Source organism: Citrobacter sp. Cf118, assembly GCF_030334095.1.
Classification (GTDB): Bacteria; Pseudomonadota; Gammaproteobacteria; order Enterobacterales; family Enterobacteriaceae; genus Citrobacter; species Citrobacter freundii.
The window spans coordinates 47,161-70,028 of the sequence record NZ_JAOWES010000056.1 but is presented as its reverse complement, the minus strand read 5'-3'; the positions used below and the strand labels follow the sequence as shown (position 1 = coordinate 70,028).

Annotated in this window: 23 protein-coding genes and 1 other annotated feature; of the genes, 7 read left to right on the top strand and 16 right to left on the bottom strand. The window is 53.5% G+C overall.

What is annotated here, in order from left to right; genetic code table 11:
• The 3 genes from ilvN to ivbL form a co-directional block, all read right to left on the bottom strand.
• Positions 1-291, bottom strand: a complete 291-nt coding sequence (gene ilvN / locus OGX67_RS02385; protein WP_048218864.1) for an acetolactate synthase small subunit — start codon at positions 289-291, stop codon at positions 1-3.
• A 3-nt stretch (positions 292-294) separates the two neighbouring features.
• A complete protein-coding gene (ilvB, locus tag OGX67_RS02380) occupies positions 295-1,983 on the bottom strand; it encodes an acetolactate synthase large subunit (RefSeq protein ID WP_071696251.1) in 1,689 nt (562 codons plus the stop codon).
• A gap of 107 nt (positions 1,984-2,090) precedes the next feature.
• Positions 2,091-2,189 (bottom strand): ilvB operon leader peptide IvbL, encoded by a 99-nt coding sequence (ivbL, locus tag OGX67_RS02375; protein ID WP_071696250.1) that lies wholly within the window; start codon positions 2,187-2,189, stop codon positions 2,091-2,093.
• Positions 2,190-2,710: 521 nt separating this feature from the next.
• Here ivbL and tisB point away from each other — a divergent pair.
• From tisB to emrD, 3 genes are all read left to right on the top strand, one after another.
• The gene (gene tisB, locus OGX67_RS02370) at positions 2,711-2,800 is read left to right on the top strand and encodes a type I toxin-antitoxin system toxin TisB (protein WP_003840643.1); all 90 of its coding nucleotides are present in this window, start codon (positions 2,711-2,713) and stop codon (positions 2,798-2,800) included.
• A gap of 123 nt (positions 2,801-2,923) precedes the next feature.
• Complete coding sequence (locus OGX67_RS02365; protein WP_071696249.1) at positions 2,924-3,757, top strand: EamA family transporter; 834 nt, start codon at positions 2,924-2,926, stop codon at positions 3,755-3,757.
• A gap of 193 nt (positions 3,758-3,950) precedes the next feature.
• A complete protein-coding gene (emrD, locus tag OGX67_RS02360; RefSeq protein WP_003023905.1) occupies positions 3,951-5,135 on the top strand; it encodes a multidrug efflux MFS transporter EmrD in 1,185 nt (394 codons plus the stop codon).
• Here the strand turns inward: emrD and OGX67_RS02355 are convergent.
• Together OGX67_RS02355 and dsdC are read right to left on the bottom strand one after the other, a co-directional pair.
• Positions 5,062-6,144 (bottom strand): cellulase family glycosylhydrolase, encoded by a 1,083-nt coding sequence (locus OGX67_RS02355; protein ID WP_257651382.1) that lies wholly within the window; start codon positions 6,142-6,144, stop codon positions 5,062-5,064. The genes emrD and OGX67_RS02355 overlap by 74 nt on opposite strands.
• Positions 6,145-6,222: 78 nt before the next feature.
• Positions 6,223-7,149 (bottom strand): DNA-binding transcriptional regulator DsdC, encoded by a 927-nt coding sequence (dsdC, locus tag OGX67_RS02350; protein WP_003840637.1) that lies wholly within the window; start codon positions 7,147-7,149, stop codon positions 6,223-6,225.
• 229 nt (positions 7,150-7,378) lie between these two features.
• Between dsdC and dsdX the strand changes: the two genes are divergently transcribed.
• Positions 7,379-8,716, top strand: coding sequence for a D-serine transporter DsdX (gene dsdX / locus OGX67_RS02345; protein WP_003844455.1), 1,338 nt, complete (start codon positions 7,379-7,381; stop codon positions 8,714-8,716).
• Between the two features lie 17 nt (positions 8,717-8,733).
• Positions 8,734-10,056 (top strand): D-serine ammonia-lyase, encoded by a 1,323-nt coding sequence (gene dsdA / locus OGX67_RS02340; RefSeq protein WP_257651374.1) that lies wholly within the window; start codon positions 8,734-8,736, stop codon positions 10,054-10,056.
• Positions 10,057-10,058: 2 nt separating this feature from the next.
• Here dsdA and OGX67_RS02335 read toward each other — a convergent pair whose 3' ends face one another.
• The 6 genes from OGX67_RS02335 to ibpA form a co-directional block, all read right to left on the bottom strand.
• Positions 10,059-10,571 carry a radical SAM protein gene (locus tag OGX67_RS02335; RefSeq protein WP_050593568.1) on the bottom strand — a complete coding sequence of 171 codons (513 nt, stop codon included), beginning with the start codon at positions 10,569-10,571 and terminating at the stop codon, positions 10,059-10,061.
• A 14-nt stretch (positions 10,572-10,585) separates the two neighbouring features.
• Complete coding sequence (locus OGX67_RS02330; RefSeq protein WP_003023890.1) at positions 10,586-10,948, bottom strand: DUF202 domain-containing protein; 363 nt, start codon at positions 10,946-10,948, stop codon at positions 10,586-10,588.
• Entirely contained in the window at positions 10,938-11,285 is a 348-nt protein-coding gene (locus tag OGX67_RS02325; RefSeq protein WP_003023888.1) for a YidH family protein, read from the bottom strand. The genes OGX67_RS02330 and OGX67_RS02325 overlap by 11 nt, the downstream gene beginning before the upstream one ends.
• Positions 11,286-11,470: 185 nt before the next feature.
• On the bottom strand, positions 11,471-13,132 hold the full coding sequence (locus OGX67_RS02320; protein WP_003023886.1) for a putative transporter: 1,662 nt from the start codon (positions 13,130-13,132) through the stop codon (positions 11,471-11,473).
• 124 nt (positions 13,133-13,256) lie between these two features.
• Entirely contained in the window at positions 13,257-13,685 is a 429-nt protein-coding gene (ibpB, locus tag OGX67_RS02315) for a small heat shock chaperone IbpB (protein WP_003840609.1), read from the bottom strand.
• 92 nt (positions 13,686-13,777) lie between these two features.
• Positions 13,778-14,191, bottom strand: coding sequence for a small heat shock chaperone IbpA (ibpA, locus tag OGX67_RS02310; RefSeq protein WP_003023882.1), 414 nt, complete (start codon positions 14,189-14,191; stop codon positions 13,778-13,780).
• Positions 14,185-14,257, bottom strand: a sequence feature (ROSE (Repression Of Heat Shock gene Expression) occurs in the 5'-region of heat shock genes and acts as an RNA thermometer to modulate expression.). (Overlaps the previous gene by 7 nt.)
• A gap of 238 nt (positions 14,258-14,495) precedes the next feature.
• Here ibpA and OGX67_RS02305 point away from each other — a divergent pair.
• The gene (locus OGX67_RS02305) at positions 14,496-14,828 is read left to right on the top strand and encodes a YceK/YidQ family lipoprotein (protein WP_003840607.1); all 333 of its coding nucleotides are present in this window, start codon (positions 14,496-14,498) and stop codon (positions 14,826-14,828) included.
• Between the two features lies 1 nt (position 14,829).
• Here OGX67_RS02305 and OGX67_RS02300 read toward each other — a convergent pair whose 3' ends face one another.
• Positions 14,830-16,056, bottom strand: coding sequence for a YidR family protein (locus tag OGX67_RS02300; RefSeq protein ID WP_257651375.1), 1,227 nt, complete (start codon positions 16,054-16,056; stop codon positions 14,830-14,832).
• A 99-nt stretch (positions 16,057-16,155) separates the two neighbouring features.
• Here OGX67_RS02300 and cbrA point away from each other — a divergent pair, with 99 nt between their 5' ends.
• Positions 16,156-17,274, top strand: a complete 1,119-nt coding sequence (cbrA, locus tag OGX67_RS02295) for a colicin M resistance lipid reductase CbrA (protein ID WP_286525789.1) — start codon at positions 16,156-16,158, stop codon at positions 17,272-17,274.
• A 4-nt stretch (positions 17,275-17,278) separates the two neighbouring features.
• Here cbrA and yidA read toward each other — a convergent pair whose 3' ends face one another.
• From yidA to dnaN, 4 genes are all read right to left on the bottom strand, one after another.
• Positions 17,279-18,091: a sugar-phosphatase gene (gene yidA / locus OGX67_RS02290; protein WP_003840602.1), complete on the bottom strand. Its 813-nt coding sequence runs from the start codon at positions 18,089-18,091 to the stop codon at positions 17,279-17,281.
• 158 nt (positions 18,092-18,249) lie between these two features.
• Positions 18,250-20,664 carry a DNA topoisomerase (ATP-hydrolyzing) subunit B gene (gene gyrB, locus OGX67_RS02285; RefSeq protein WP_192464863.1) on the bottom strand — a complete coding sequence of 805 codons (2,415 nt, stop codon included), beginning with the start codon at positions 20,662-20,664 and terminating at the stop codon, positions 18,250-18,252.
• 28 nt (positions 20,665-20,692) lie between these two features.
• Complete coding sequence (gene recF / locus OGX67_RS02280) at positions 20,693-21,766, bottom strand: DNA replication/repair protein RecF (RefSeq protein WP_003023865.1); 1,074 nt, start codon at positions 21,764-21,766, stop codon at positions 20,693-20,695.
• Entirely contained in the window at positions 21,766-22,866 is a 1,101-nt protein-coding gene (gene dnaN, locus OGX67_RS02275) for a DNA polymerase III subunit beta (protein WP_003023863.1), read from the bottom strand. Before dnaN ends, recF begins: the two co-directional genes overlap by 1 nt.
• Positions 22,867-22,868 lie beyond the last annotated feature (2 nt).

The following is a 22,868-nucleotide window of genomic DNA, read 5'->3' as shown; positions in this document are numbered from 1 at the left end:
TCACTCAAAGAACACGGTGATTTTGTTAAACATCGACGGATCGGACTGATTGCGGGCCACTTTCTCCACATCTTCAAGCTTGTCGATCTGGCTTATCATCTGCTCAAGACGTTGATCGTCGTTGACCAGTAGCCAGATGCGGCTCTTATCGCTGTCCTGAATCGGTAGACAGAGAATGCCTTCCACGTTGAATGCGCGGCGGGCAAACAGCCCGCAAACGTGAGTCATTACGCCCGGATGGTTGCGTACGGTGAGTTCCAGGATTACGTTGTCATGAGTCTGCTGTTGCATGGCTTATTCCCCCACCATTTCTGTGTTTGCCGCACCCGGCGGCACCATCGGGTACACTTTTTCTTCGGCATCGATGCGCACGTGGATTAGCGCAGGTCCAGGGCGATTAATAATCTCCTGCAACGCTGCCTGTGGGTCCGCTTCATTATTCAGATCGCAGGTTTCGAGACCAAACCCGGCAGCTATCTGCATAAAGTTAATCATCCCCGGATAGGTCGCGGCAAAAACGCCCTGCTTATAAAACAGACTCTGCTGCTGATATACAAGACCTAACGCTTCGTTATTCATCAGAATGATTTTAATATCCAGCTGATTTTCGCTGGCGGTCGCCATTTCCTGAATATTCATCATCAGGCTGCCATCGCCGGAGAAGCACAGCACTTTTTTGTCTGGGTTGGCCAGGGCCGCACCAATCGCCGCAGGCAGGCCAAAGCCCATGGTTCCCAGACCGCCGGAGGTCAGCCACTGGCGCGGACGGTTCAGCGGGTAAGCCTGTGCCGCCCACATCTGATGCTGGCCTACGTCGGTGGTGATAATGGCGCTGTCGTCTACGCAGGCAGCCACGGCGTTGATCAATCCATAGTGGCTGAGCGGATTTTTTTCCTGGGGGATCGTGCACGGAAATTCTTGCTGCAGGTCAGACACCAGTTGATGCCACTCTTCACGCGGCTGCGCTTCAATCTGCGGGATCAATTGTGCCAGAACCTCATCGACATCTGCCTGGATCGCCACGTGCGGCTGTTTGATTTTACCCAGCTCCGCGCGGTCAATATCCACGTGGATGATTTTGGCATTCGGGCAGAACTGTTCGGTTTTACCAATCGCCCGGTCATCAAAACGTGCGCCCAGAACAATCAGTAAATCCGCTTCTTGCAGAATAAAGTTGGTGCTGCGCGCGCCGTGCATGCCCAGCATGCCTAACGACAGCGGATGCGCTTTTGGCAGCATGCCGAGCGCCATCAAGGTCATAGTGGTCGGCAGTTTTGCTTTTTCGGCCAGCTCACGAACACGTTCCGGCGCGTTAATTACGCCGCCGCCGAGATACAGCACCGGGCGTTTGGCGGCGTTAATCATAGCTGCAGCATCGCGAATGCTGTCCTGGCCGAACGCTGGTGCCGCCATTTTCTGCGCGGGTTCCGGCATCTCTTCAATGTCAAAAACGGCGGTTTGAATATCCTTAGGAATGTCTATCCACACCGGGCCTGGACGTCCGGACTGCGCGATGCGGAACGCATCGCTCATGACCTGCGGTAATTCACTGATATGGCGGACCAGATAGTTATGCTTAGTGATGGGGATAGAGATGCCGTAGGTGTCGACTTCCTGGAAAGCGTCGGTGCCGATCATTGAGGCCGGAACCTGCCCGGTGATACACACCAGCGGGATGGAATCCAGACGCGCATCGGCAATGGCGGTTACCAGGTTGGTTGCGCCAGGTCCGCTACAGGCCATACAGACGGCGGGTTTGCCATCGGTCCTCGCCATTCCCTGCGCGATAAACCCCGCGCCCTGCTCGTGGCGCGCCAGGATATGACGGATTTGTGTGCTTTGGCTTAAGGCGTCATAGACGGGAAGAATCGAGCCGCCTGGAATACCGGTGACGACCTGAATCCCCTGACGTTCCAGGAAATGAACGATGAATTCTGCGCCCGTAAAACGCGTACGCTTGGATGTTATGCCCGAACTTGCCATGCTCCAGTCCTTTTATTCTGGGCCTTTGCTCCGGGCAGGTCTCTGAAACGAAAAACCCCGCCCGGTTTGCGCCGGCGGGGTTTTGGAATCGTGTGTTGATTCGGACCCTACGGCGCATTGCCGACGACCACCACCACACGCACGACGACCGCTGCGCGAGATGGCGCAGTTTTTAGTAGGGTCGCAGTCAGCGTGGAAGGGTTCATTAGGGACCTGTCTGTTTGTTGATTAACTGGATTTATACAAACACAGGTTTTTCAGCGTGACAATGGAAAAATTTTCATCTGCACAAAAATGCCTCAACGATCACATTTCATTGTATGTCGTGCAAAAACAAAAAACCCCGCCGGAGCGAGGTTTTTTCAGCGTTGTGCGGTTGGTAGCCGCCGAACACACTGTGTTATGTCAACGAAAAAAGTATACGCGTTCTACGAAGAACACGCAATTTCGGCACGAATTTTGATGTTTTTGAGTATGGAACATGAATAGTGTAATGTCCATAAAATACTGTTAATTTATACAGTGTTTATCTATAATGTCTCGGTACGCAATGTGTTATGCGGGGGCCGCATCGTAAACCGGCGCATCAAAGTCCTGGCTGAAACGGGTGGTGCCGTCAGCGCCTTAACCCCCGTGTGAGCACACTGTGTTATGTCAACAAAGGTGCTGGCAACAGGCAGCGGCGAGGTACGTCAGCACCGTGCTCCTTGTACCAAAAGGAGAGCGTATGAGCCTCGTGGATATCGCTATTCTTATCCTCAAACTCATTGTTGCAGCACTGCAACTCCTTGATGCCGTTCTGAAATACATTAAGTAATTCAGATTCAAGTCGCACCTAAGGGGGGCGGATAACACTCCGCTCCCCTTTCACCTTCTCCCTGGTGCTTGTATCGCGTCAATATGTTACGTTTTTATGACATCCTCAGGGAAGAATTCCGCCATGACGCTTTCTGTTTTCTGCATTTTGCTGTTCGCCGCACTGCTGCATGCCAGCTGGAATGCCATCGTAAAAGCGGGAAACGACAAGCTGTACTCGGCGATCAGCGTCAGCGGAACCGCTGCAATTATGGCGCTGATTTGTTTACCCTTTGCGCCGCAACCCTCTGCCTCCAGCCTGCCGTTTTTAGCTGTCTCAACCGCATTACAGGTGGTCTATACCGTCCTGGTCGCTAAAACCTATCAGGTTTCGGATATGAGCCAGACCTATCCTCTGATGCGCGGCACAGCGCCACTGCTGGTCGCGATTATCAGCGTCCTGTTTCTTGGCGATAGCCTTTCGCTACTCGCCTGGGTGGGGATTGCCACCATCTGTCTGGCTATTCTCGGGATGGCATTTAACGGACGCAGCGGTTCGCAACGCGGGATTATCCTGGCGCTCATTAACGCCTGCTTTATCGCCGGTTATACGCTGGTTGATGGCACCGGCGTACGTTTATCAGAAACCGCGCTGGGTTATACACTGTGGACCTTCTTTCTGAACGGCTCCTGCCTGCTGGGCTGGGCGATGATCGCCAGACGCCGGGAAGCGTCGCGCTATCTGGTACAGCAGTGGAAGAAAGGTATTCTTGGCGGCATTGGCACAATGGGTTCTTACGGCCTGGCGCTGTGGGCCATGACCCAGGCTCCGTTGGCGGTAGTGGCGGCGCTGCGTGAAACCTCAATCCTGTTTGGCGCGCTGCTCGCGTGGCTGCTACTGAAAGAGAAGGTTGCCGGAATACGTCTTGTCGCGGCTGCAGGTATTGCCGTAGGCGCAGTTTTACTACGCTTATCATGATCGCGTTGTAAACCCGATGCAATCCGGCAACATTTGTTGCCGCTTTTTGTTTACATTTCCTGCCGTCCATCACATAAACATTCCAGCCCACTATCTGGCCTTCTTTTTCTGTTGTGGTAGATTCCACGCGCATTTACGGGAAAGTGCAGCACCTTATTCTTCTTTTTTCTCTTTTTTAAAAGTAATCAGCGAAATGAAAAGGCATAGAAGCGTCAATTTGTTGTTGATGTTGGTATTACTGGTGGCGGTAGGTCAGATGGCGCAAACCATTTATATCCCCGCGATTGCTGATATGGCGCGTGAACTGAACGTTCGCGAAGGGGCGGTGCAAAGCGTAATGGCCGCCTATCTGTTGACCTATGGTCTATCACAACTGGTCTACGGTCCCCTTTCAGACCGCGTTGGCCGCCGCCCGGTTATCCTCGCCGGGATGTCTATTTTTATGCTGGCCACGCTGGTCGCGATTACCACGCATAGCCTGACGGTACTGATTATCGCCAGTGCCATCCAGGGGATGGGAACGGGCGTCGGCGGTGTGATGGCGCGAACGTTACCGCGCGATCTGTACGAAGGCACACAGCTGCGCCACGCCAATAGTCTGTTAAACATGGGGATTCTGGTCAGTCCGCTGTTAGCTCCGCTGATTGGCGGTGTGCTGGATACAGTGTGGAACTGGCGTGCCTGCTATATTTTTCTGTTGATTCTGTGTGCGGGCGTGACGTTTAGCATGGCACGCTGGATGCCGGAAACGCGCCCTGCAGGTGCGCCGCGTCCACGGCTGATCGCCAGCTACAAAACCCTGTTTGGTAATAGCGCTTTCACCTGTTACGTGCTGATGTTGATCGGTGGTCTGGCGGGCGTTGCGGTCTTTGAGGCCTGCTCCGGAGTATTATTGGGCGCACGTCTCGGTCTAAGCAGCATGGTGGTCAGTATCCTGTTTATCCTGCCCATCCCGGCGGCGTTTTTCGGCGCATGGTTCGCCGGTCGCCCGAATAAACGTTTCTCGACGCTAATGTGGCAGTCGGTAACCTGCTGTCTGGTAGCGGGTTTAATGATGTGGATCCCAGGGCTGTTTGACGTGATGAACGTCTGGACGCTGCTGGTTCCTGCCGCACTATTTTTCTTCGGCGCCGGAATGTTGTTTCCGCTGGCAACCAGCGGTGCAATGGAGCCTTTCCCGTTCCTGGCAGGCACTGCCGGCGCGCTGGTTGGGGGATTACAGAACATTGGTTCCGGCGTGCTGGCGTGGTTCTCTGCCATGCTGCCGCAGACCGGGCAAGCCAGTCTGGGCCTGCTGATGACCCTTATGGGGCTGTTGATTTTTGTTTGCTGGCTTCCGCTGGCGTCACGCGTGTCGCATCAGGGACAGGCGGTTTAAGCGTATGATGGCCCGGCTTATCGCCGGGCTTTTCGCATTCTGGCGCGATAATCGTCGTCAGTAACGGCTCCAGCGCCGGACGCCAGGCCCCCTCCTCACCATCATAGAACTGCGTATCCGCATTGATAGCATAGGGAATTTTCGCTTTTTTCAGCTCGCACGCCATAAAGCGGGCAAACGCCATTTGCGAGGCAGAAGGCGCGTTTTTGACGGTTTCTCCCGGCGACCAGCCCCCTACCCAACTGACATGCCCGGTTTTCTGCTGCCAATGAATGGCGGTATTGATACGGGCGCGAATGGCGGCCTTTTCTGCCGCAGTCCCTGAGGTCCACGGATATTTGCCGTTATTTTTCAGCGGTCCCCACGGAAAAATATGCCATTGGGCCAGCACCGTATTCTGACTTTGCGGCGGCAGCTTTAGGTTGGCCAAATCTTCCGGAGCGGCATGCAGTTTCGGCGCGATAAAAATCATTCGCTGTGGATCGATGGCATGGATGATTCGAATGGCTTTGTCATACACGCGATTGAGCGACGACTGATTATGGTTGAGCTTATCAGAGGGGTCGTAGATCAGGTCGAACCCCAGCAACGGCGAGCGTTGACCAAAGTAATGCGCCACCGCCACCCACCAGTTAACCACCTCTTTTTCGTTCCCGGCGCTGGGGTCTTTTTTATATTCGTCTGCCTGATAGGCAATGATCGGGATCACGCCATACTGCTCGCAGGCTTCCACCAGCTTGCGCAGATGAATCAGCCGCGCCTCCGTAGGCTCTCCCGCTACGCGAATGCGTACGTGGGCCAACCCTTTCGCCTTGTAGTCCCGCACTACCAGCGGATCGAATTCACGGATACCCCGATCGGTGCGCGCCCAATCTACGTCCATCCCAACGCCAAGCTGCTGTGCATACTGCGCCGCCGTCAGCGCAGGTTGCGCGGCACATACGGTGGCGCAGGCCAACAGTAAAAGGGAAACAATCGGCTTTAACACGGTCGTCCTTACGCAAATCATCAGGAGTGATATCACGTATTTAGCACGCTTTTTCACTTTCCGTGTAGAGAGAAAGCGTAAAAAATATTCGCGGTCCGCTTATTTTACCTGTTCCTGAAGCCAGCTAATAAACGCCTCGATTTTCGGCCACTGCCTGCCGGGCAGCGTGGTGATGTAGTAATGCTGATGGCATTTCAGCGCCATATCGCCAAAAGGCGCGACCAGTTCTCCGCTGTCGAGACGTTTTTGCACCAGCCGCTTTCGGCCCATCGCCACGCCGATATGGTTCATGGCGGCAATTACCGCTAAATCAGAACGATCGAAACCAATCCCCGATGATGTCGGCAAATTCGCCGTAAAATGCTGCGCCCAGCTGTGCCATTCATCGGTTCCTGAGTCGTTACTCCATGCCTGTCTGTCGTGCAGCAAGGTGCAGTGCGGCAAATTCACTAACGAACCGGTAAGGTCATGGCGGCGAGCGTAATCCGGGCTGCATACCGGTAGGATCTCTTCATCCATCAGGAAGTGGTGCGTAAGCTGCGCGGAGGGCGCATCGTCAAAATAGATAGCCAAATCGACCCCGGCACGCTGTAAATTGACGTTGTCATTCCCAGTCAGGATGGTCAGTGAAATTGACGGGTAGCGACGGGTAAAGTCACCGAGCGCCGGAACCAGCCAGCACTGGGCGATAGAAGGTCGAGAGTAGACGGTGAGCGTCCCGGACAGCTCCTGGTTTTTAATATCGAGGATTTCCTGATTCAGCGTATCCAGCGACGATTTCAGCGCCCAGAATACCCGCTTACCCTCGTGGGTGAGTTCCACTTTACGGTGCGAACGGACAAACAGCTGAATGCCCAGTTCATCTTCCAGTTGATTAATGCGATGGCTGACGGCGCTGGGGCTTAACGACAGCTCATCTGCCGCCAGCGCAAACGACTGATGCCGGGCCGCCACTTCAAAAGTATACAGCTTTGACAGCTGCCAGCCATTGAGCAGCCGGTTTCTGACCTCGCGTAGGGGATCCAAACTCACCTCCTGTCCTCCTGATTCATTCGCCGGAGTGTAAAAAACTTCGCTGCAAAAATCAGCATAAAGATGAATCAAGGTGAACCATATCGCATAAACATAGCGTAATTAGACATAAATCACTCACTTGATGCAATCTAGCTCATGTGAAAGGAGATTTATATCGTTTGTCAGACGGTGCCTTATTTTTGTCCAATAACCTTATATTAATCACAGGGCAAGGTGAGCTATGCACTCTCAAATCTGGGTTGTGAGCACGCTGCTGATAAGCATCGTGTTAATCGTTTTGACCATCGTGAAGTTCAAATTCCACCCGTTTCTGGCGCTGCTGTTAGCCAGTTTCTTCGTGGGTACGATGATGGGGATGGGGCCGCTGGATATGGTCAATGCCATTGAGAGCGGCATCGGCGGTACGCTGGGCTTCCTCGCGGCGGTTATTGGCCTTGGGACCATTCTGGGCAAAATGATGGAAGTGTCCGGCGCGGCCGAACGCATCGGTCTGACGCTGCAGCGCTGCCGCTGGCTTTCCGCCGACGTCATTATGGTGCTGGTCGGGCTGATTTGCGGGATCACGCTGTTCGTTGAGGTCGGCGTGGTGCTGTTGATTCCACTGGCCTTTTCGATTGCTAAAAAAACCAATACCTCATTACTGAAGCTGGCGATTCCGCTGTGTACGGCGCTGATGGCGGTACACTGCGTCGTACCTCCGCATCCGGCCGCCCTGTTCGTGGCGAATAAGCTGGGCGCAGACATTGGCACCGTGATTGTCTACGGCTTACTGGTGGGTTTAATGGCCTCGCTTGTCGGCGGGCCGCTGTACCTGAAATTCCTCGGTAACCGTCTGCCATTTAAACCGGTACCGGCTGAGTTTTCCGACCTGAAAGTGCGCGACGAAAGTACGCTGCCATCGCTGGGTGCGACGCTGTTTACTGTACTTCTGCCGATTGGCCTGATGCTGGTCAAAACCGTCGCTGAGCTGAACATGGCGAAAGGCAGTACGCTGTATACGCTGTTGGAGTTTATTGGTAACCCGATCACCGCGATGTTTATCGCCGTTTTCGTAGCCTATTACATTCTCGGTCTGCGTCAGCACATCGGTATGGGTGCGCTGCTGACCCACACCGAAAACGGTTTTGGCTCGATTGCTAACATTTTGCTGATTATCGGCGCAGGCGGCGCATTCAACGCTATTCTCAAGAGTAGCGGGCTGGCGGATACTCTGGCGCTGATCCTCTCAAACATGCATATGCACCCGATTCTACTGGCATGGCTGGTCGCTCTGATTCTGCATGCGGCGGTAGGCTCTGCCACGGTGGCGATGATGGGCGCAACGGCAATCGTTGCCCCGATGCTACCGCTGTATCCCAACGTTAGCCCGGAGATCATCGCCATTGCCATCGGTTCCGGCGCTATTGGCTGCACGATCGTCACCGATTCCCTGTTCTGGCTGGTGAAGCAGTATTGCGGCGCCACCCTGAATGAAACGTTCAAATACTATACGACCGCGACATTTATCGCGTCCGTTATTGCACTGGCTTGCACATTCCTGCTTTCCTTTATTATCTAAGCGCGAAGAGACTGACTATGGAAAACATTCAAACACTTATCGCCCAGCATCCTTTAGTGGAAGATCTGGTGGCTCTGAAAGAGACAACCTGGTTTAACCCTGGCACCACCTCTCTTGCGGAAGGTTTACCGTATGTTGGCCTGACAGCACACGACGTTGAGGATGCCCACGCGCGTCTGACGCGCTTCGCACCGTATCTGGCGCAGGCCTTCCCGGAAACCGCCGCCACCGGGGGCATTATCGAATCTGAGCTGGCCGCAATCCCTGCCATGCAAAAACGGTTGGAAAAAGAGTTCGGGCAACACATTAACGGCGAAGTCCTGCTGAAGAAAGACAGTCATTTGCCGATTTCAGGCTCGATTAAAGCGCGTGGCGGCATTTATGAAGTACTGACCCATGCGGAAAAACTGGCGCTGGAAGCCGGTCTGCTGACCACCAAAGACGATTACCGCGTTCTGCTTTCGCCGGAGTTCAAACAGTTTTTCAGCCAGTACAGCATCGCGGTTGGCTCCACCGGCAACCTGGGGATGTCGATTGGTATCATGAGTGCCCGCATCGGCTTTAACGTTACGGTGCATATGTCTGCCGACGCCCGCGCGTGGAAAAAAGCCAAGCTGCGCAGCCACGGCGTGACGGTAGTGGAGTACGAAGAAGATTACGGCGTGGCGGTTGAACAAGGTCGTAAGGCGGCAGAGTCCGATCCGAACTGCTTCTTTATCGATGATGAAAATTCCCGCACGCTGTTCTTAGGCTATGCGGTCGCCGGTCAGCGTCTGAAAGCGCAGTTTGCCCAGCAGGGGCGCGTGGTGGATGCCGATCATCCTCTGTTTGTCTACCTGCCTTGCGGCGTCGGTGGCGGCCCTGGCGGCGTGGCGTTTGGCCTTAAGCTGGCGTTTGGCGATAATGTGCACTGCTTCTTCGCTGAACCGACTCATTCACCGTGCATGCTGCTGGGGATTTACACCGGGCTACACGATACCCTTTCTGTGCAGGATATCGGCATCGATAACCTGACGGCGGCGGATGGGCTGGCGGTCGGTCGCGCCTCGGGCTTTGTCGGCCGGGCGATGGAACGTCTGCTCGACGGTCTGTACACCCTGGACGATCAGACAATGTACGACATGCTGGGCTGGCTGGCGCAGGAAGAAGGCATTCGTCTTGAGCCGTCGGCGCTGGCAGGCATGGCTGGCCCTCAGCACGTTTGTGCCTCCAGGGCTTACCAGCAGATGCATGGCTTCAGCGCGGATCAGCTCAATAACGCCACGCACCTGGTGTGGGCGACCGGCGGCGGCATGGTGCCGGAAACCGAGATGGCGCAATACCTGGCGAAAGGGCGCTAATCTCAGCGCAGCATCGCCATCAGCTCCATCGGTGAGCGATGCTGCTTAAGCAGGTCACGCATCACGCGCATATGCGGTGCGGTATGATTGAAGAAAGCCTGATATCCTGCACACAGTACGCCCTTTCCATTTTCCTCGCAGTACGCAGGACAATCACCATGGTAATATTGAAACAATGAGCATGTCTGGCAACGCGTATTTATTGATGACATGGTCTGTCGTTCAATCTGTGCTGCCAGACCACACCACTGGCGGAGCGTTTTGTCGAAAAGCTGGATAGATATCTGATTAATATCTTCACGTACCCAGATATCAAATATCGTAATTAAAAATCGGCCCCACGCCTCAGACGTAACCGATTCGTCTGTCAGATGACCTGAGCCATCGTGCTTAACCAGCGGAATAAACTGTACCAGGCGAACATTTCCTTGTTGCAAACCACGGTACACTTCGACTGGTTGTAAACACTTCTGGTGGTCAATCACCACGTTTAAAACATCATCACTAACATCCATGTTCTCACATCCTGTCATGCAAAATTCCCGATAAATACGATAAGTTGGCGAACATGCGTTACAGCAAACAGTATTGCGAGGGATAACACCGCGAGGGAGATCATAAATTTGTCACGCACCGCACGAGATTCAGAAAAATCGCTATGTGTAACATCCATCAGATTACGGCTGCGGGTATAGCGCCAAAGTACGATTCCCACCATCGCCAGCACCACAATTGAAACCCAAAACAGGAAGCCCGCCTGATGCCAGTTGTGCTTCAGCGCCAGCGCCATTAACGCACCATAACCCAGCAGGGTACGAAACCAGGCCAGCGATGTTCGCTCCGGTTGTAACCCCGGGTCGGCGATACGTCGCGATTTGCGGCTATCCGGCATACAGCACCAGCGTCATGACAATCACTGCCACAATAGTCAGCATAACGCTGATAATCAGCAGGCTGTGGGTGTAGGGCAAGTCCTCTTTCAGTCGCATCGCCTTTTCGTTACGTAGCCAGCGCAGGTAGCCGTAGATCGCCAGACCGCCGGCAAACAGACACAGCAACAAGGCAAGCGCCTCACGGATGACCGGCGTGGCAAAATCCGGGGCCAGTTGATCAAGGCCAACTCCCGCCGCCAGAAATCCGAGCGCGGTGCGGATCCACGCCAGAAAGGTACGTTCATTTGCCAGCGAGAAGCGATAGTCCGGTGCTTCCCCAAGGCGAGAAATCTTCATGACAGCTCCTTAAATATTGTTATCTGATCGTTATACCGGAACAGTTAAGGAGTATGAACCTGATTCTCAAACGAAAGGGCGAGTCTGGTGATGAGACAATGGAAAAGAGAGAGGGTGTTTGTAATGCCGGATGGCGAGTTGCGTTTTATCCGGCCTACAGGAGATGCAGGCCGGATAAGTCAGTTTTAACCTAATCCCCAGAAGAGCACCGCCAGCAATTGCGGGGTGATAATCCTCAGGAACATGACCAGCGGATAAACGGTCGCGTAGGAGAGCGCAGCCGCCCCGCTGGTGGCATGCAGGTTGTTAGCAAACGCCAGCGCAGGAGGATCGGTCATTGAGCCGGCCAGCATGCCGCACAGCGTCAGATAGTTCATTTTGGCGAAGATCCGCGCCAGCAAGCCCACGGTAATGAGCGGAATCGCGGTAATGAAAATACCGTAGCCCACCCAGCTCAGACCATCGCCCTGCGTCAGGGTATGAACAAAATCACCGCCTGACTTCAGACCAACCACCGCTAGAAACAGTACGATACCCAACTCTCGCAGCGCCAGGTTAGCGCTGGGAGGCATAAACCAGTACAGCTTACCGATGCTGCCAATACGTCCAAGAATCAAAGCCATAATCAGCGGCCCACCAGCCAGCCCCAGCTTCAACGCCACCGGGAAGCCCGGGATAAACAGCGGGATTGACCCCAACAGAACACCCAGTCCGATACCGATAAATACCGGCAGCATCTGCACCTGCTGCAGTTTTTGCTGCGCGTTACCAACAACATTAGCAACGGCGTCAATCGACGAAGGGCGCCCAACCAGATTGAGGATGTCCCCGAATTGCAGGCTGGCGTCGCTGCTGGCTACCAGCTCAACCCCCGCACGGTTCAGGCGGGAGATCACCACGTCGTAACGTTCTTTAAAGTGCAGATCGCGGATACGTTTACCCAGCACTTGTTCGTTGGTCACCACCACGCGCTCAACGCGTAAATCAGTCCCGCGCGTCGACAACGATGTGTCCACCTCCTGACCAATCACCACCTGCGCGTTGTGCAGATCAGCTGGCTGCCCGACCAGGTGTAACAGGTCGCCCATCTGGATAACTGTCCCTGGCGACGGTACCATCAATGTCTCGTCACGTTTCAGACGCGAGCAGATGATTTTGTCGCTGTTCAGAATCGGGACATCCTGAATTGCCATATTGTTGATGTTTGGGTTTTCCACACGGATGTTCATCGTCTGAATCAGTGCGTGCCCGTTGGTTAGCGTGGATTCATGCTGCTGGGCTTCAGCATCGACGTTAACGCGGAAAATAAGGCGCATCAGCCACATGGTGAGTAAAATTCCGCAAATGCCGAAAGGATAAGCCATGGCATAGCTCATCCCCATCTGGTCAACCACATCGCCAGGGGTACCCAGATCACGCAGAATTTGCTGCCCGGCTCCCAACGCTGGGGTATTGGTGACCGCCCCGGAGAATATACCCAGTACCACGGGAAGAGGAATGGCAAAAAGTTTATGCAGAATCGCGGTGACCAGGCCACCCATGATGACAATCAGCACGGCAAACAGATTCAGCCGCAGGCCCGAAACGCGCAATGACGCAAAAAAGCCCGGTCCGACCTGGATACCGATGGTGTAGACGAACAGGATCAGGCCAAATTCCTGAATGAAATGCAGCATGTCGCCGCTCAGGGTCATCCCTGCCTGATCGACAAAATGCCCGACAATAATACCGCCGAACAGCACGCCTCCGATGCCAAAACCAACACCACGTATTTTTATGTTGCCGATCCATAATCCGACAACTGCCACTAATGCCAGAACACTGACCGTCAATGCTATATCACTCATTATCTTGTTCCCTGTGAATAACATCATTAAGTAAATGGATTCTCGCAGAGTACAGTCGCAATGTATGGGTGGTAAAGCACAAAAAAGCCCCGTCATTTCTGGCGGGGCAAAGGCATGGAGCTATTTAACTATTTAATGCGGGACGTTCGCTGATAGCGATACGTTGTGGAGCAATGGCTTCAGGTTCATTCCGGGTCAAATCGATATGCAGCAAGCCGTTAGTGAAGCTTGCGCCGGAGACCTCCATATTTTCAGCCAGCGTAAAGCTCAGGCTGAACGGCTGAATGACCAGCCCCTGGTGCAACCATTTGGTCTCTTTTTCCGGCTGCTGCGGCGTACCTTTCACGGTCAGGCGCGTACCTTCCAGTTGAATATCCAAATCTTCCTGGCGGAAACCGGCTAACGCAAGGGTAATGCGGTAGTGGTTATCATCGCTCTTTTCGATGTTATAAGGCGGGAAGCTCTGGCTTTCACCGGTGTTTTGCAAAGCATTGGCCAGTTTGTCAAAACCGATCCATTGACGCAGCAGTGGGGATAAATCGTAGTTACGCATAATAATCTCCTTCTAAGAAGCGAGTAGGTACCTTTCGGCTCCCTGACGGCAAGCCGATGACTTAGCAAGGCCGCCTGAAGCGGCCTATAGAATTAGTTGATTTCGATGCGGCGCGGCTTATTCGCTTCAGGAATCACGCGCTCAAGATCGATATACAGCAGACCATTTACCAGGTTTGCGCCGCGAACATGAATGTTCTCCGCTAACTGGAACTTACGCTCGAAGTTGCGCTCGGCAATACCCTGATACAGGTAAGTACGTTCTTTTTGATCGTCCGCATGGGCGCCTTTCACCACCAGCAGATTATCCTGGGCAGTAATTTCCAGTTCGCTTTCAGCAAAACCGGCAACGGCAATTGCAATGCGGTAATGGTTTTCGTCTACCAGCTCAACGTTGTACGGAGGGTAGCCGCCATTGCTTTGGCCCTGATTATTTTCCAGCAGGTTAAACAGACGGTCAAAACCAATAGCAGAACGGTACAGCGGGGATAAATCAAAGTTACGCATAATTAATAGCTCCTGAAATCAGCGAGAATAATTGACCTTCCATCATGGACAGGTCAGGTAGCCAGGACACCCATCAGGCATGCCCTTCATTTGTCTACACTCTAAAAATGGGTCTTAATACAAACTTTTCAAGCGTATTCATCTGACTTTTTTTGCAGTTTGTTGTCTATTGCATACACTGGGGGGAGCAGTTGTTCTCGTTAAATCGCGATGGCCGCCACAGTGCGACGAAATGGTGATGTTATTTTCGCAACGGATCGCTTTAACTCACCATGCAAACACGATAAATACAGATGAATAAATGATGATTAAAAAAATGTTGGTAACACTGACGATGTGTAGTGGGATAGCGTTTGTAAGCGGCTGTTCCAGCATCATGTCGCATACCGGTGGCAAAGAAGGGACATATCCTGGCACGCGAGCCAGTGCCACAATGATTAGCGAAAGTGATACGAACTGGGGAACCAAGTCACTGGCGATTCTGGATATGCCTTTCACCGCGGTGCTCGATACGGTATTGCTACCGTGGGATCTCTTTCGCAAAGACAACTCGGTGAGATCCCGCGTAGAAAAGAGCGAGGAGAGAACCCAGGCCACGAACGCCGTTATTCCCCCGGCAGAAATGTCCGCTCCATAAGTTAACGCCCGGTTTCAGTCACCCACAGCTGGCGGAAACCCTCGACGTCTTCCATCCACGCAACCTGTCGACCATCAGGGGAGAAGACGATCGCATCGGCCGACGGCGGGTTACCATGACGTTCCGTTAAAAAATCAATCTCGCCCGTTTGAACATCACAACAAGCAATTCTGTTCTCCAGTACAAATCCCAGCCATTTCCCCGATGGGTGCCAGTTAAAGGCTGACTGAATATTCGTAGTGCATTGGGTAAGCTGACGCGGTGCTCCCCCCAGTGGGGAAATCAGCCATAGCTGCACAATACCGCTGTCATCACGCATTAAAAACGCAATCTCAGACGCCTTTGGATTACTGCGTACCCAATGGCGAGGTTGATTCACCAGCCCCGGGAAGACGCGCTCATGGGTAAACGTCAGGCGACGTTGGCAAATACCGGATGGCGGCGCAGGCATGGTCATGTCAGTCCCCTCCAGAGGCGCGTCCCCCGGCTGTTTCCAGCCGTTTTCATCCAGTGGCAAATCGACAATAAACAATTCCGGTACTTTTTCGCCATTCACTGACAACGTATCGCCGATAAACGCCAGCCTGTTTTCTCCTACCCAGCCCTCTTCATAGGCACGGTTAATCTCATCGCTACCCGGTTTTGGCGTTGGTGTCGTCTGGCTCACCAGCACGCACCAATGGCTGCCACTGTATTCACGCGGATGCTGCGCGGAGACCTTCACCGGCCCATACGGTGCAGCCACGCCGACGTTGCGTAAATCCAGCGCCGCCGAGCGCTCATGCAAAACATGGTCGTTATAGGTGAAACTGACAAACTCACCGTTTGGGCTAAAGACATGCACATGACTCCCGCCACGCAGCGCGCCTGGCGTGTACGGCGCGGTAATATCCATCGCATCCAGATTCTCCACCCCAGCCTGCGTAACAATCACCCCACGACGATGATGGAAGTCGTAATGCCATGTTTCATCAGGATTTTCAGGCCCATGAATGAATACATATTTTTCCGACTTTGGATGAACGGTCACCACGCCAACGTGCGCTCCCTGAGTAGCCCGGTAAATCACCTCCAGTTCGCCAGTATGGATATTGACGCGCTCAATTGTTTCACCGGTAAAGGAGGTACCAGAAGGACGCACATCAAAGACCAGCCACTGGCTGTCCGGTGTCCAGGTGTTAATATTGGTAAGCTGATGATTACGCAGCGTAAAGGTGATTTGCTTCATGAGATGCCCTGATACAAGACGATTAAAGCAATCATACTTCACAAGCACTTCACTTTCAGGCTTTAGCGTATCGCCATCTTCATTTTTGCGGACAGAAAGATGGAACATTTTGACGTGGCGATTATCGGATTAGGTCCGGCAGGCGCAGGGCTGGCGCGGCAGTTGAGCGGAAAAATGCGCGTGATTGCGTTGGATAAAAAACGCCAGTGCGGCAACGAAGGTTTCACTAAACCCTGCGGCGGTCTGCTGGCCCCGGACGCCCAGCGTTCGTTTATCCGCGATGGTATAACCTTACCCGTTGATGTCATCGCCAACCCGCAGATTTTTAGCGTTAAAACGGTTGATGTTGCCGCTTCTTTGACGCGTAACTACCAGCGCAGCTACATTAATATCAACCGCCATGCTTTTGATTTATGGCTTAAATCTCTCATCCCTGATGATGTGCAGGTGTACCACGACAGCCTGTGTCGGAAAATCTGGCGCGAGGGCGATAAATGGCATGTTATTTTCCGCACCGACGGTTGGGAGCAGCAGATCACCGCGCGTTATCTGGTGGGGGCAGACGGTGCGAATTCACTGGTGCGCCGTCATCTCTATCCCCAGCACCAAATCCGTAAATATGTCGCTATTCAACAATGGTTTGCGGAGAAACATCCTGTGCCGTTCTATTCCTGTATTTTTGATAACGATGCAACTGATTGTTATTCATGGAGTATCAGCAAAGATGGCTATTTTATCTTTGGTGGCGCCTACCCCATGAAGGACGGACAGGCACGCTTTGACGCGCTGAAGGAGAAGCTGAAAGCGTTCCATTTCCAGTTCGGCAAACCGGTGAAAAGTGAAAAATGTACGGTTCTGTTCCCCTCACGCTGGAAAGACTTTGTCTGCGGAGAGGACAACGCATTTTTGATTGGTGAAGCGGCCGGTTTTATCAGCGCCAGCTCGCTGGAAGGGATTAGCTATGCGCTGGACAGCGCGGAGATCCTCAAATCGGTACTGCTGCGGGATACGCCAGATATGAATCACGCTTACCGTAAAGCTACCCGTAAAATACGTCTCAAACTGTATGGCAAAATCCTGAAAAGCCGGGCACTCACATCAGCATTTTCGCGGAAATGGATAATGCGCAGCGGCGTGGCGCATATTCCCCAGGGAGACCATTCAGCACCACAAATCATGGCTGAAACAGGGCAAATGAAACAAGGCACTTGCCCATAATTTCTTAATTCAGCGCAAATTTCTCAATGGCATACGCGACGCCATCTTCGAGGTTGGATTTGGTCACGAAGTTGGCGATTTCTTTGACTGATGGAATAGCGTTGTCCATAGCAACGCCCACGCCTGCGTATTCAATCATCGCGATGTCGTTTTCCTGATCGCCTATCGCCATCACCTCTTCGGCTTTAATACCTAACGCATCGGCCAGCGATTTTACGCCCGTCCCTTTATTGACGCGTTTATCGAGGATTTCGAGGAAATACGGCGCACTTTTCAATACGGTGTACTTCTCTTTTACTTCTGCTGGGATGCGCGAGATGGCTTTATCGAGGATCTCCGGTTCATCAATCATCATCACTTTCAGGAACTGGGTTTCTGGATCCATTTTCTCGGCTTCACAGAACACCAGCGGGATGGTCGCGACAAACGATTCGTGCACCGTGTAGTAGCTGATGTCACGGTTCGCGGTATACAACGTGTTGCGATCGAGCGCGTGGAAATGTGAGCCAACTTCCCGGGAAAGCTGCTCCAGGTAGCGATAATCATCATAGCTCAGCGCGGTTTGCGCAACGGTACTGCCATCGCCAGCTTTCTGCACCAGCGCACCGTTGTAGGTAATGCAGTAGTCACCGGGTTGTTCCATATGCAGTTCTTTCAGATAACTGTGAACGCCGGCATACGGGCGTCCTGTGGTCAGCACCACATTCACGCCACGCGCGCGCGCCGCGGCAATCGCCGTTTTGACCGCAGGTGAAATGGTGTGATCGGGCAGCAGAAGTGTGCCATCCATGTCGATAGCAATAAGTTTGATAGCCATGAGTTCCCCGGATTAAATGAGTCCGTCCTCATGCTAACGCGATTCCGCTCAAAAAACAGCTACGAAAAGGGGGATAGAAAGGGGAATCGAGATTCCTCTTTTTTGGGCAAAAAAATACCCGGTTGCGCAAACAACCGGGTATGTTTAACAACGCACGATTAGATATCGATGTTCGCCGCTTTCAGGGCATTCTCTTCGATAAACGCGCGACGCGGTTCAACGGCGTCGCCCATCAGCGTGGTGAACAGCTGGTCGGCAGCAATCGCATCCTTCACGGTAACGCGCAGCATACGACGGCTTTCCGGATCCATGGTGGTTTCCCACAGCTGTTCCGGGTTCATCTCGCCCAGACCTTTATAACGCTGGATAGCGAGGCCGCGACGTGACTCTTTCTGCAGCCATTCCAGCGCCTGCTCGAAGCTGGCAACCGGCTGGCGACGCTCGCCACGTTCGATAAACGCATCGTCTTCGATCAGTCCACGCAGCTTCTCGCCAAGCGTACAAATACGACGGTATTCGCCACCAGTCACAAACTCGTGGTCCAGAACGTAGTCGGTATCCACACCGTGAGTACGGACGCGCACAATCGGTTCAAACAGGTTCTGCTCTGCGTTGTGGTGGATATCAAACTTCCACAGGCTACCGTGCTGTTCTTTTTCGTTCAGCTCGGTAATCAGCGCATTAACCCAGCGGGTAACGTTCTGTTCGTTTGCCAAATCAGCTTCCGGCAGCGTCGGTTGATAAACCAGTTCTTTCAGCAGCGCTTTCGGGAAACGACGTTCCATACGGCCAATCATTTTCTGCGTCGCGTTGTATTCAGAAACCAGTTTCTCTAACGACTCACCTGAAAGGGCTGGTGCGCTGGCGTTGGTGTGCAGCGTGGCGCCATCCAGAGCGATAGAAATCTGGTACTGATCCATCGCTTCGTCATCTTTAATGTACTGTTCCTGCTTGCCTTTTTTCACTTTGTACAGCGGTGGCTGTGCAATGTAAACGTGGCCGCGTTCAACGATTTCCGGCATCTGACGATAGAAGAAGGTCAACAGCAGCGTACGAATGTGCGAGCCATCGACGTCCGCATCGGTCATGATGATGATGCTGTGATAACGCAGTTTGTCCGGGTTGTACTCGTCGCGACCGATGCCGCAGCCCAGCGCAGTGATCAACGTCGCGACTTCCTGAGAGGAGAGCATCTTGTCGAAGCGCGCCTTCTCGACGTTGAGGATTTTACCCTTCAGCGGCAGAATCGCCTGGTTTTTACGGTTACGGCCCTGCTTCGCAGAACCGCCCGCGGAGTCCCCTTCCACCAGGTACAGTTCGGACAACGCCGGGTCGCGTTCCTGACAGTCCGCCAGCTTGCCCGGCAGACCCGCTAAGTCCAGCGCGCCTTTACGACGGGTCATTTCACGCGCGCGACGTGCAGCTTCACGAGCACGCGCAGCATCAATGATTTTGCCGACAACGATTTTCGCGTCAGACGGGTTTTCCAGCAGGTATTCGCTCAGCAGTTCGTTCATCTGCTGTTCTACCGCCGATTTCACCTCAGAGGAGACCAGCTTGTCTTTGGTCTGTGAGGAGAACTTCGGATCCGGTACCTTCACGGAAACAACGGCAATCAGGCCTTCACGGGCATCGTCACCGGTGGCACTGACTTTGGCTTTTTTGCTGTAGCCTTCTTTGTCCATGTAGGCGTTCAGGGTACGGGTCATCGCCGCACGGAAACCTGCAAGGTGAGTACCGCCGTCACGCTGCGGAATGTTGTTGGTGAAGCAGTAGATGTTTTCCTGGAAACCATCGTTCCACTGCAGCGCAACTTCAACGCCGATACCGTCTTTTTCAGTGGAGAAGTAGAAGATATTCGGGTGGATCGGCGTTTTGTTTTTATTGAGGTATTCAACAAACGCCTTGATGCCACCTTCGTAGTGGAAATGGTCTTCTTTGCCGTCGCGCTTGTCGCGCAGACGAATAGAGACGCCGGAGTTCAGGAATGACAGCTCACGCAGACGCTTCGCCAGAATGTCGTATTCGAACTCAACGACGTTGGTAAAGGTTTCGTGGCTTGGCCAGAAACGGACCTGAGTCCCCGTCATTTCTGTTTCGCCAGTTACTGCCAGCGGCGCCTGCGGCACACCGTGCACGTAAGTTTGCTGATGCACTTTGCCTTCACGACGAATCACCAGTTCCAGCTTCTGTGACAGGGCGTTAACGACGGAAACACCCACACCGTGCAGACCGCCGGAAACTTTATAGGAGTTATCATCGAATTTACCGCCTGCGTGCAGAACGGTCATGATAACTTCCGCCGCCGAAACGCCCTCTTCCGGGTGAATACCGGTTGGGATACCACGGCCATCATCGGTAACGGACACGGAGTTATCAGCGTGAATCGTTACCACGATATCTTTACAGTGACCCGCGAGCGCTTCGTCGATAGCGTTATCTACCACCTCGAATACCATGTGGTGCAGACCGGTGCCGTCATCCGTGTCGCCGATATACATACCCGGGCGCTTACGCACCGCATCCAGTCCTTTCAGGACTTTGATACTGGAGGAGTCATAAGAATTCGACATCAACGTTTCTCGCTCATTTTATCTTGGGTTAATCCGTTATTTTACCCTTTTCCACGGTAAACATCTTCGAATTTTCATCGGACATGTCTATAACGTGTTCAGCGCTAATTGCGCTGACAAAGACCTGAGATTGCGTGGCTTTTAAGCGGCTGGCCAGCAGCCCGCGACGCGCGTCATCCAGTTCAGAGGCAAAATCATCTATCAGGTACAGGCAGCGCCGTCCGCTTTCGCGGGTCAGGAACTCCCCTTGCGCCAGACGTAAGGCGCACATCAGCAGCTTGAGCTGCCCACGCGACAACGTATCTTCCACCGGCGCACCGTCGGCGCGAATGCGGAAATCCGCCTTATGCGGACCGTGCGCGGTGTAGGTCAACATGCGATCGCGTTCAAAACTACGTTCCAGCACTTCGGCGTAATCTGTCTCTTTCTCCCAGCCGCGCTGGAAAGAGAAGGAGAGAGAAAACTCGGGAAGAAACTGCTGGCAGGTATCCGCCATATCCTGCGCGATACCGGCGCTGTACTCCGCGCGCCAGGTGCTGATTTGTTCCGCCAGTGGGATCAGTTCTTTATCCCACGGGCGCAGTTGCTCATAACGACTCACCTGGCGCAGCGCTGCATTGCGCTGCTTGAGCAGTCGCTTCAGGTTACTCCAGGCGGTGAAAAATCCGGCTTCATTGTGAAAGCATCCCCAGTCAAGGAATGCTCTTCTGTATTTGGGGCCGCCATTGAGTAAAGTAAACCCCTCAGGCGTGATCAACTGCATCGGCATCAGGTGCGCCAGTTCCGCGACCTTGTGCCCGTCAGTGCCGTCAATGCGCACTTTGCTGTCACCCAGTTTGTCTTTCGTCAGGCCAATCGACGTCTCACGTTCTTCACCCTGCAAACGCCCGTGTAAAACAAACGACTCCTGCTCGTGGCGAATCACGCGGCCAATCTGCAAACTGCGAAACGCCCGACCATGGCCGAGCGTATAGATAGCTTCCAGCACGCTGGTTTTGCCGCTGCCGTTAGCGCCTACCAGAAAGTTAAAGCCGGGAGATAAAGCGAGATCCGCATTTTCGATATTGCGAAAATCGCGGATCAACAGGCGGGTCAGCGACATTACAGTCTCATTGGCATAACAACGTAAGCCGCGCTCTGGCTGGCTGCATCTTCAATTTGTACACTGGAGACGGAATCGGTCAGCAGAATACGCACGTTTTCGCACTTCAGCGCGTTCAGAACGTCCAGTACGTAGCTAACGTTAAAGCCGATTTCCAATTCAGTACCAGGATAGGAAACATCCAGAATTTCTTCTGCTTCTTCCTGCTCCGGGTTGTTGGCAGTGATTTTGAGCTGGTTTTCGCTGACATACAGACGCACGCCACGGAATTTCTCGTTGGAGAGAATCGCCGCACGCGCAAACGCCTGTTTGAGGATATCGCAACCGGCTTCCAGATGTTTGTCCGGATTCTTCGGCAATACGCGGCGATAATCCGGGAAACGACCGTCAACCAGCTTGGAAGTAAAGATGAAGTCACCAACGTGCGCACGAATATTGTTGCTGCCAATCTGCACGCGCAGCGGGTTATCGCCGCCGTCGAGCATACGCATCAGTTCAATCACACCTTTACGCGGTACGATCACCGAATGGCTAGGCAACGGCTGACCGACAGGCATTGAACAGACCGCCAGGCGGTGACCGTCGGTCGCCACGGTACGCAACTCTTCCCCTTCGGTTTCAAACAGCATGCCGTTTAAGTAGTAACGCACGTCCTGATGCGCCATCGAAAACTGCGTGGCTTCAATCAGGCGCTTCATTGTCGCCTGTGGCAGGGTGAATTCGACTTCGCTCTGCCAGTCGTCCAGATTCGGGAAGTCGGCGGCAGGCAGCGTAGACAGCGAGAAACGGCTGCGGCCAGAACGCACCAGCATACGGTCGCCTTCCAGTTGAACGGCAATTTCCGCCCCTTCTGGTAATCCACGGCAAATATCGAAGAATTTACGCGCCGGTACGGTGGTCGCACCAGGTTCATGAGGCTGGATCAGCGCCACGCGCGCCACCATCTCCATTTCGAGATCGGTACCGGTAAGCGAAAGGGTGCCGTCAGCAACCTGCAGCAGCAGGTTTCCGAGGATCGGCAGTGTAGGACGTCCACCCAGCGGGCCGCTGACCTGCTGAAGCGGTTTTAATAAATGTTCACGTTCAACGGTAAATTTCATAG

Bases quoted from the DNA above. Each gene is read 5' to 3' on its own strand.
- OGX67_RS02325 (WP_003023888.1), bottom strand. From the start codon at position 11,285: ATGAAGATTTCTCGCCTTGGGGAAGCACCGGACTATCGCTTCTCGCTG.
- OGX67_RS02365 (WP_071696249.1), top strand. From the start codon at position 2,924: ATGACGCTTTCTGTTTTCTGCATTTTGCTGTTCGCCGCACTGCTGCAT.
- ilvB (WP_071696251.1), bottom strand. From the start codon at position 1,983: ATGGCAAGTTCGGGCATAACATCCAAGCGTACGCGTTTTACGGGCGCA.
- ibpA (WP_003023882.1), bottom strand. From the start codon at position 14,191: ATGCGTAACTTTGATTTATCCCCGCTGTACCGTTCTGCTATTGGTTTT.
- ibpB (WP_003840609.1), bottom strand. From the start codon at position 13,685: ATGCGTAACTACGATTTATCCCCACTGCTGCGTCAATGGATCGGTTTT.
- OGX67_RS02355 (WP_257651382.1), bottom strand. From the start codon at position 6,144: ATGATTTGCGTAAGGACGACCGTGTTAAAGCCGATTGTTTCCCTTTTA.
- OGX67_RS02305 (WP_003840607.1), top strand. From the start codon at position 14,496: ATGATTAAAAAAATGTTGGTAACACTGACGATGTGTAGTGGGATAGCG.
- OGX67_RS02335 (WP_050593568.1), bottom strand. From the start codon at position 10,571: ATGGATGTTAGTGATGATGTTTTAAACGTGGTGATTGACCACCAGAAG.
- emrD (WP_003023905.1), top strand. From the start codon at position 3,951: ATGAAAAGGCATAGAAGCGTCAATTTGTTGTTGATGTTGGTATTACTG.
- ilvN (WP_048218864.1), bottom strand. From the start codon at position 291: ATGCAACAGCAGACTCATGACAACGTAATCCTGGAACTCACCGTACGC.
- recF (WP_003023865.1), bottom strand. From the start codon at position 21,766: ATGTCGCTGACCCGCCTGTTGATCCGCGATTTTCGCAATATCGAAAAT.
- ivbL (WP_071696250.1), bottom strand. From the start codon at position 2,189: ATGAACCCTTCCACGCTGACTGCGACCCTACTAAAAACTGCGCCATCT.
- cbrA (WP_286525789.1), top strand. From the start codon at position 16,156: ATGGAACATTTTGACGTGGCGATTATCGGATTAGGTCCGGCAGGCGCA.
- OGX67_RS02330 (WP_003023890.1), bottom strand. From the start codon at position 10,948: ATGCCGGATAGCCGCAAATCGCGACGTATCGCCGACCCGGGGTTACAA.
- yidA (WP_003840602.1), bottom strand. From the start codon at position 18,091: ATGGCTATCAAACTTATTGCTATCGACATGGATGGCACACTTCTGCTG.
- dsdX (WP_003844455.1), top strand. From the start codon at position 7,379: ATGCACTCTCAAATCTGGGTTGTGAGCACGCTGCTGATAAGCATCGTG.
- dsdA (WP_257651374.1), top strand. From the start codon at position 8,734: ATGGAAAACATTCAAACACTTATCGCCCAGCATCCTTTAGTGGAAGAT.
- OGX67_RS02300 (WP_257651375.1), bottom strand. From the start codon at position 16,056: ATGAAGCAAATCACCTTTACGCTGCGTAATCATCAGCTTACCAATATT.
- tisB (WP_003840643.1), top strand. From the start codon at position 2,711: ATGAGCCTCGTGGATATCGCTATTCTTATCCTCAAACTCATTGTTGCA.
- gyrB (WP_192464863.1), bottom strand. From the start codon at position 20,664: ATGTCGAATTCTTATGACTCCTCCAGTATCAAAGTCCTGAAAGGACTG.
- dnaN (WP_003023863.1), bottom strand. From the start codon at position 22,866: ATGAAATTTACCGTTGAACGTGAACATTTATTAAAACCGCTTCAGCAG.
- OGX67_RS02320 (WP_003023886.1), bottom strand. From the start codon at position 13,132: ATGAGTGATATAGCATTGACGGTCAGTGTTCTGGCATTAGTGGCAGTT.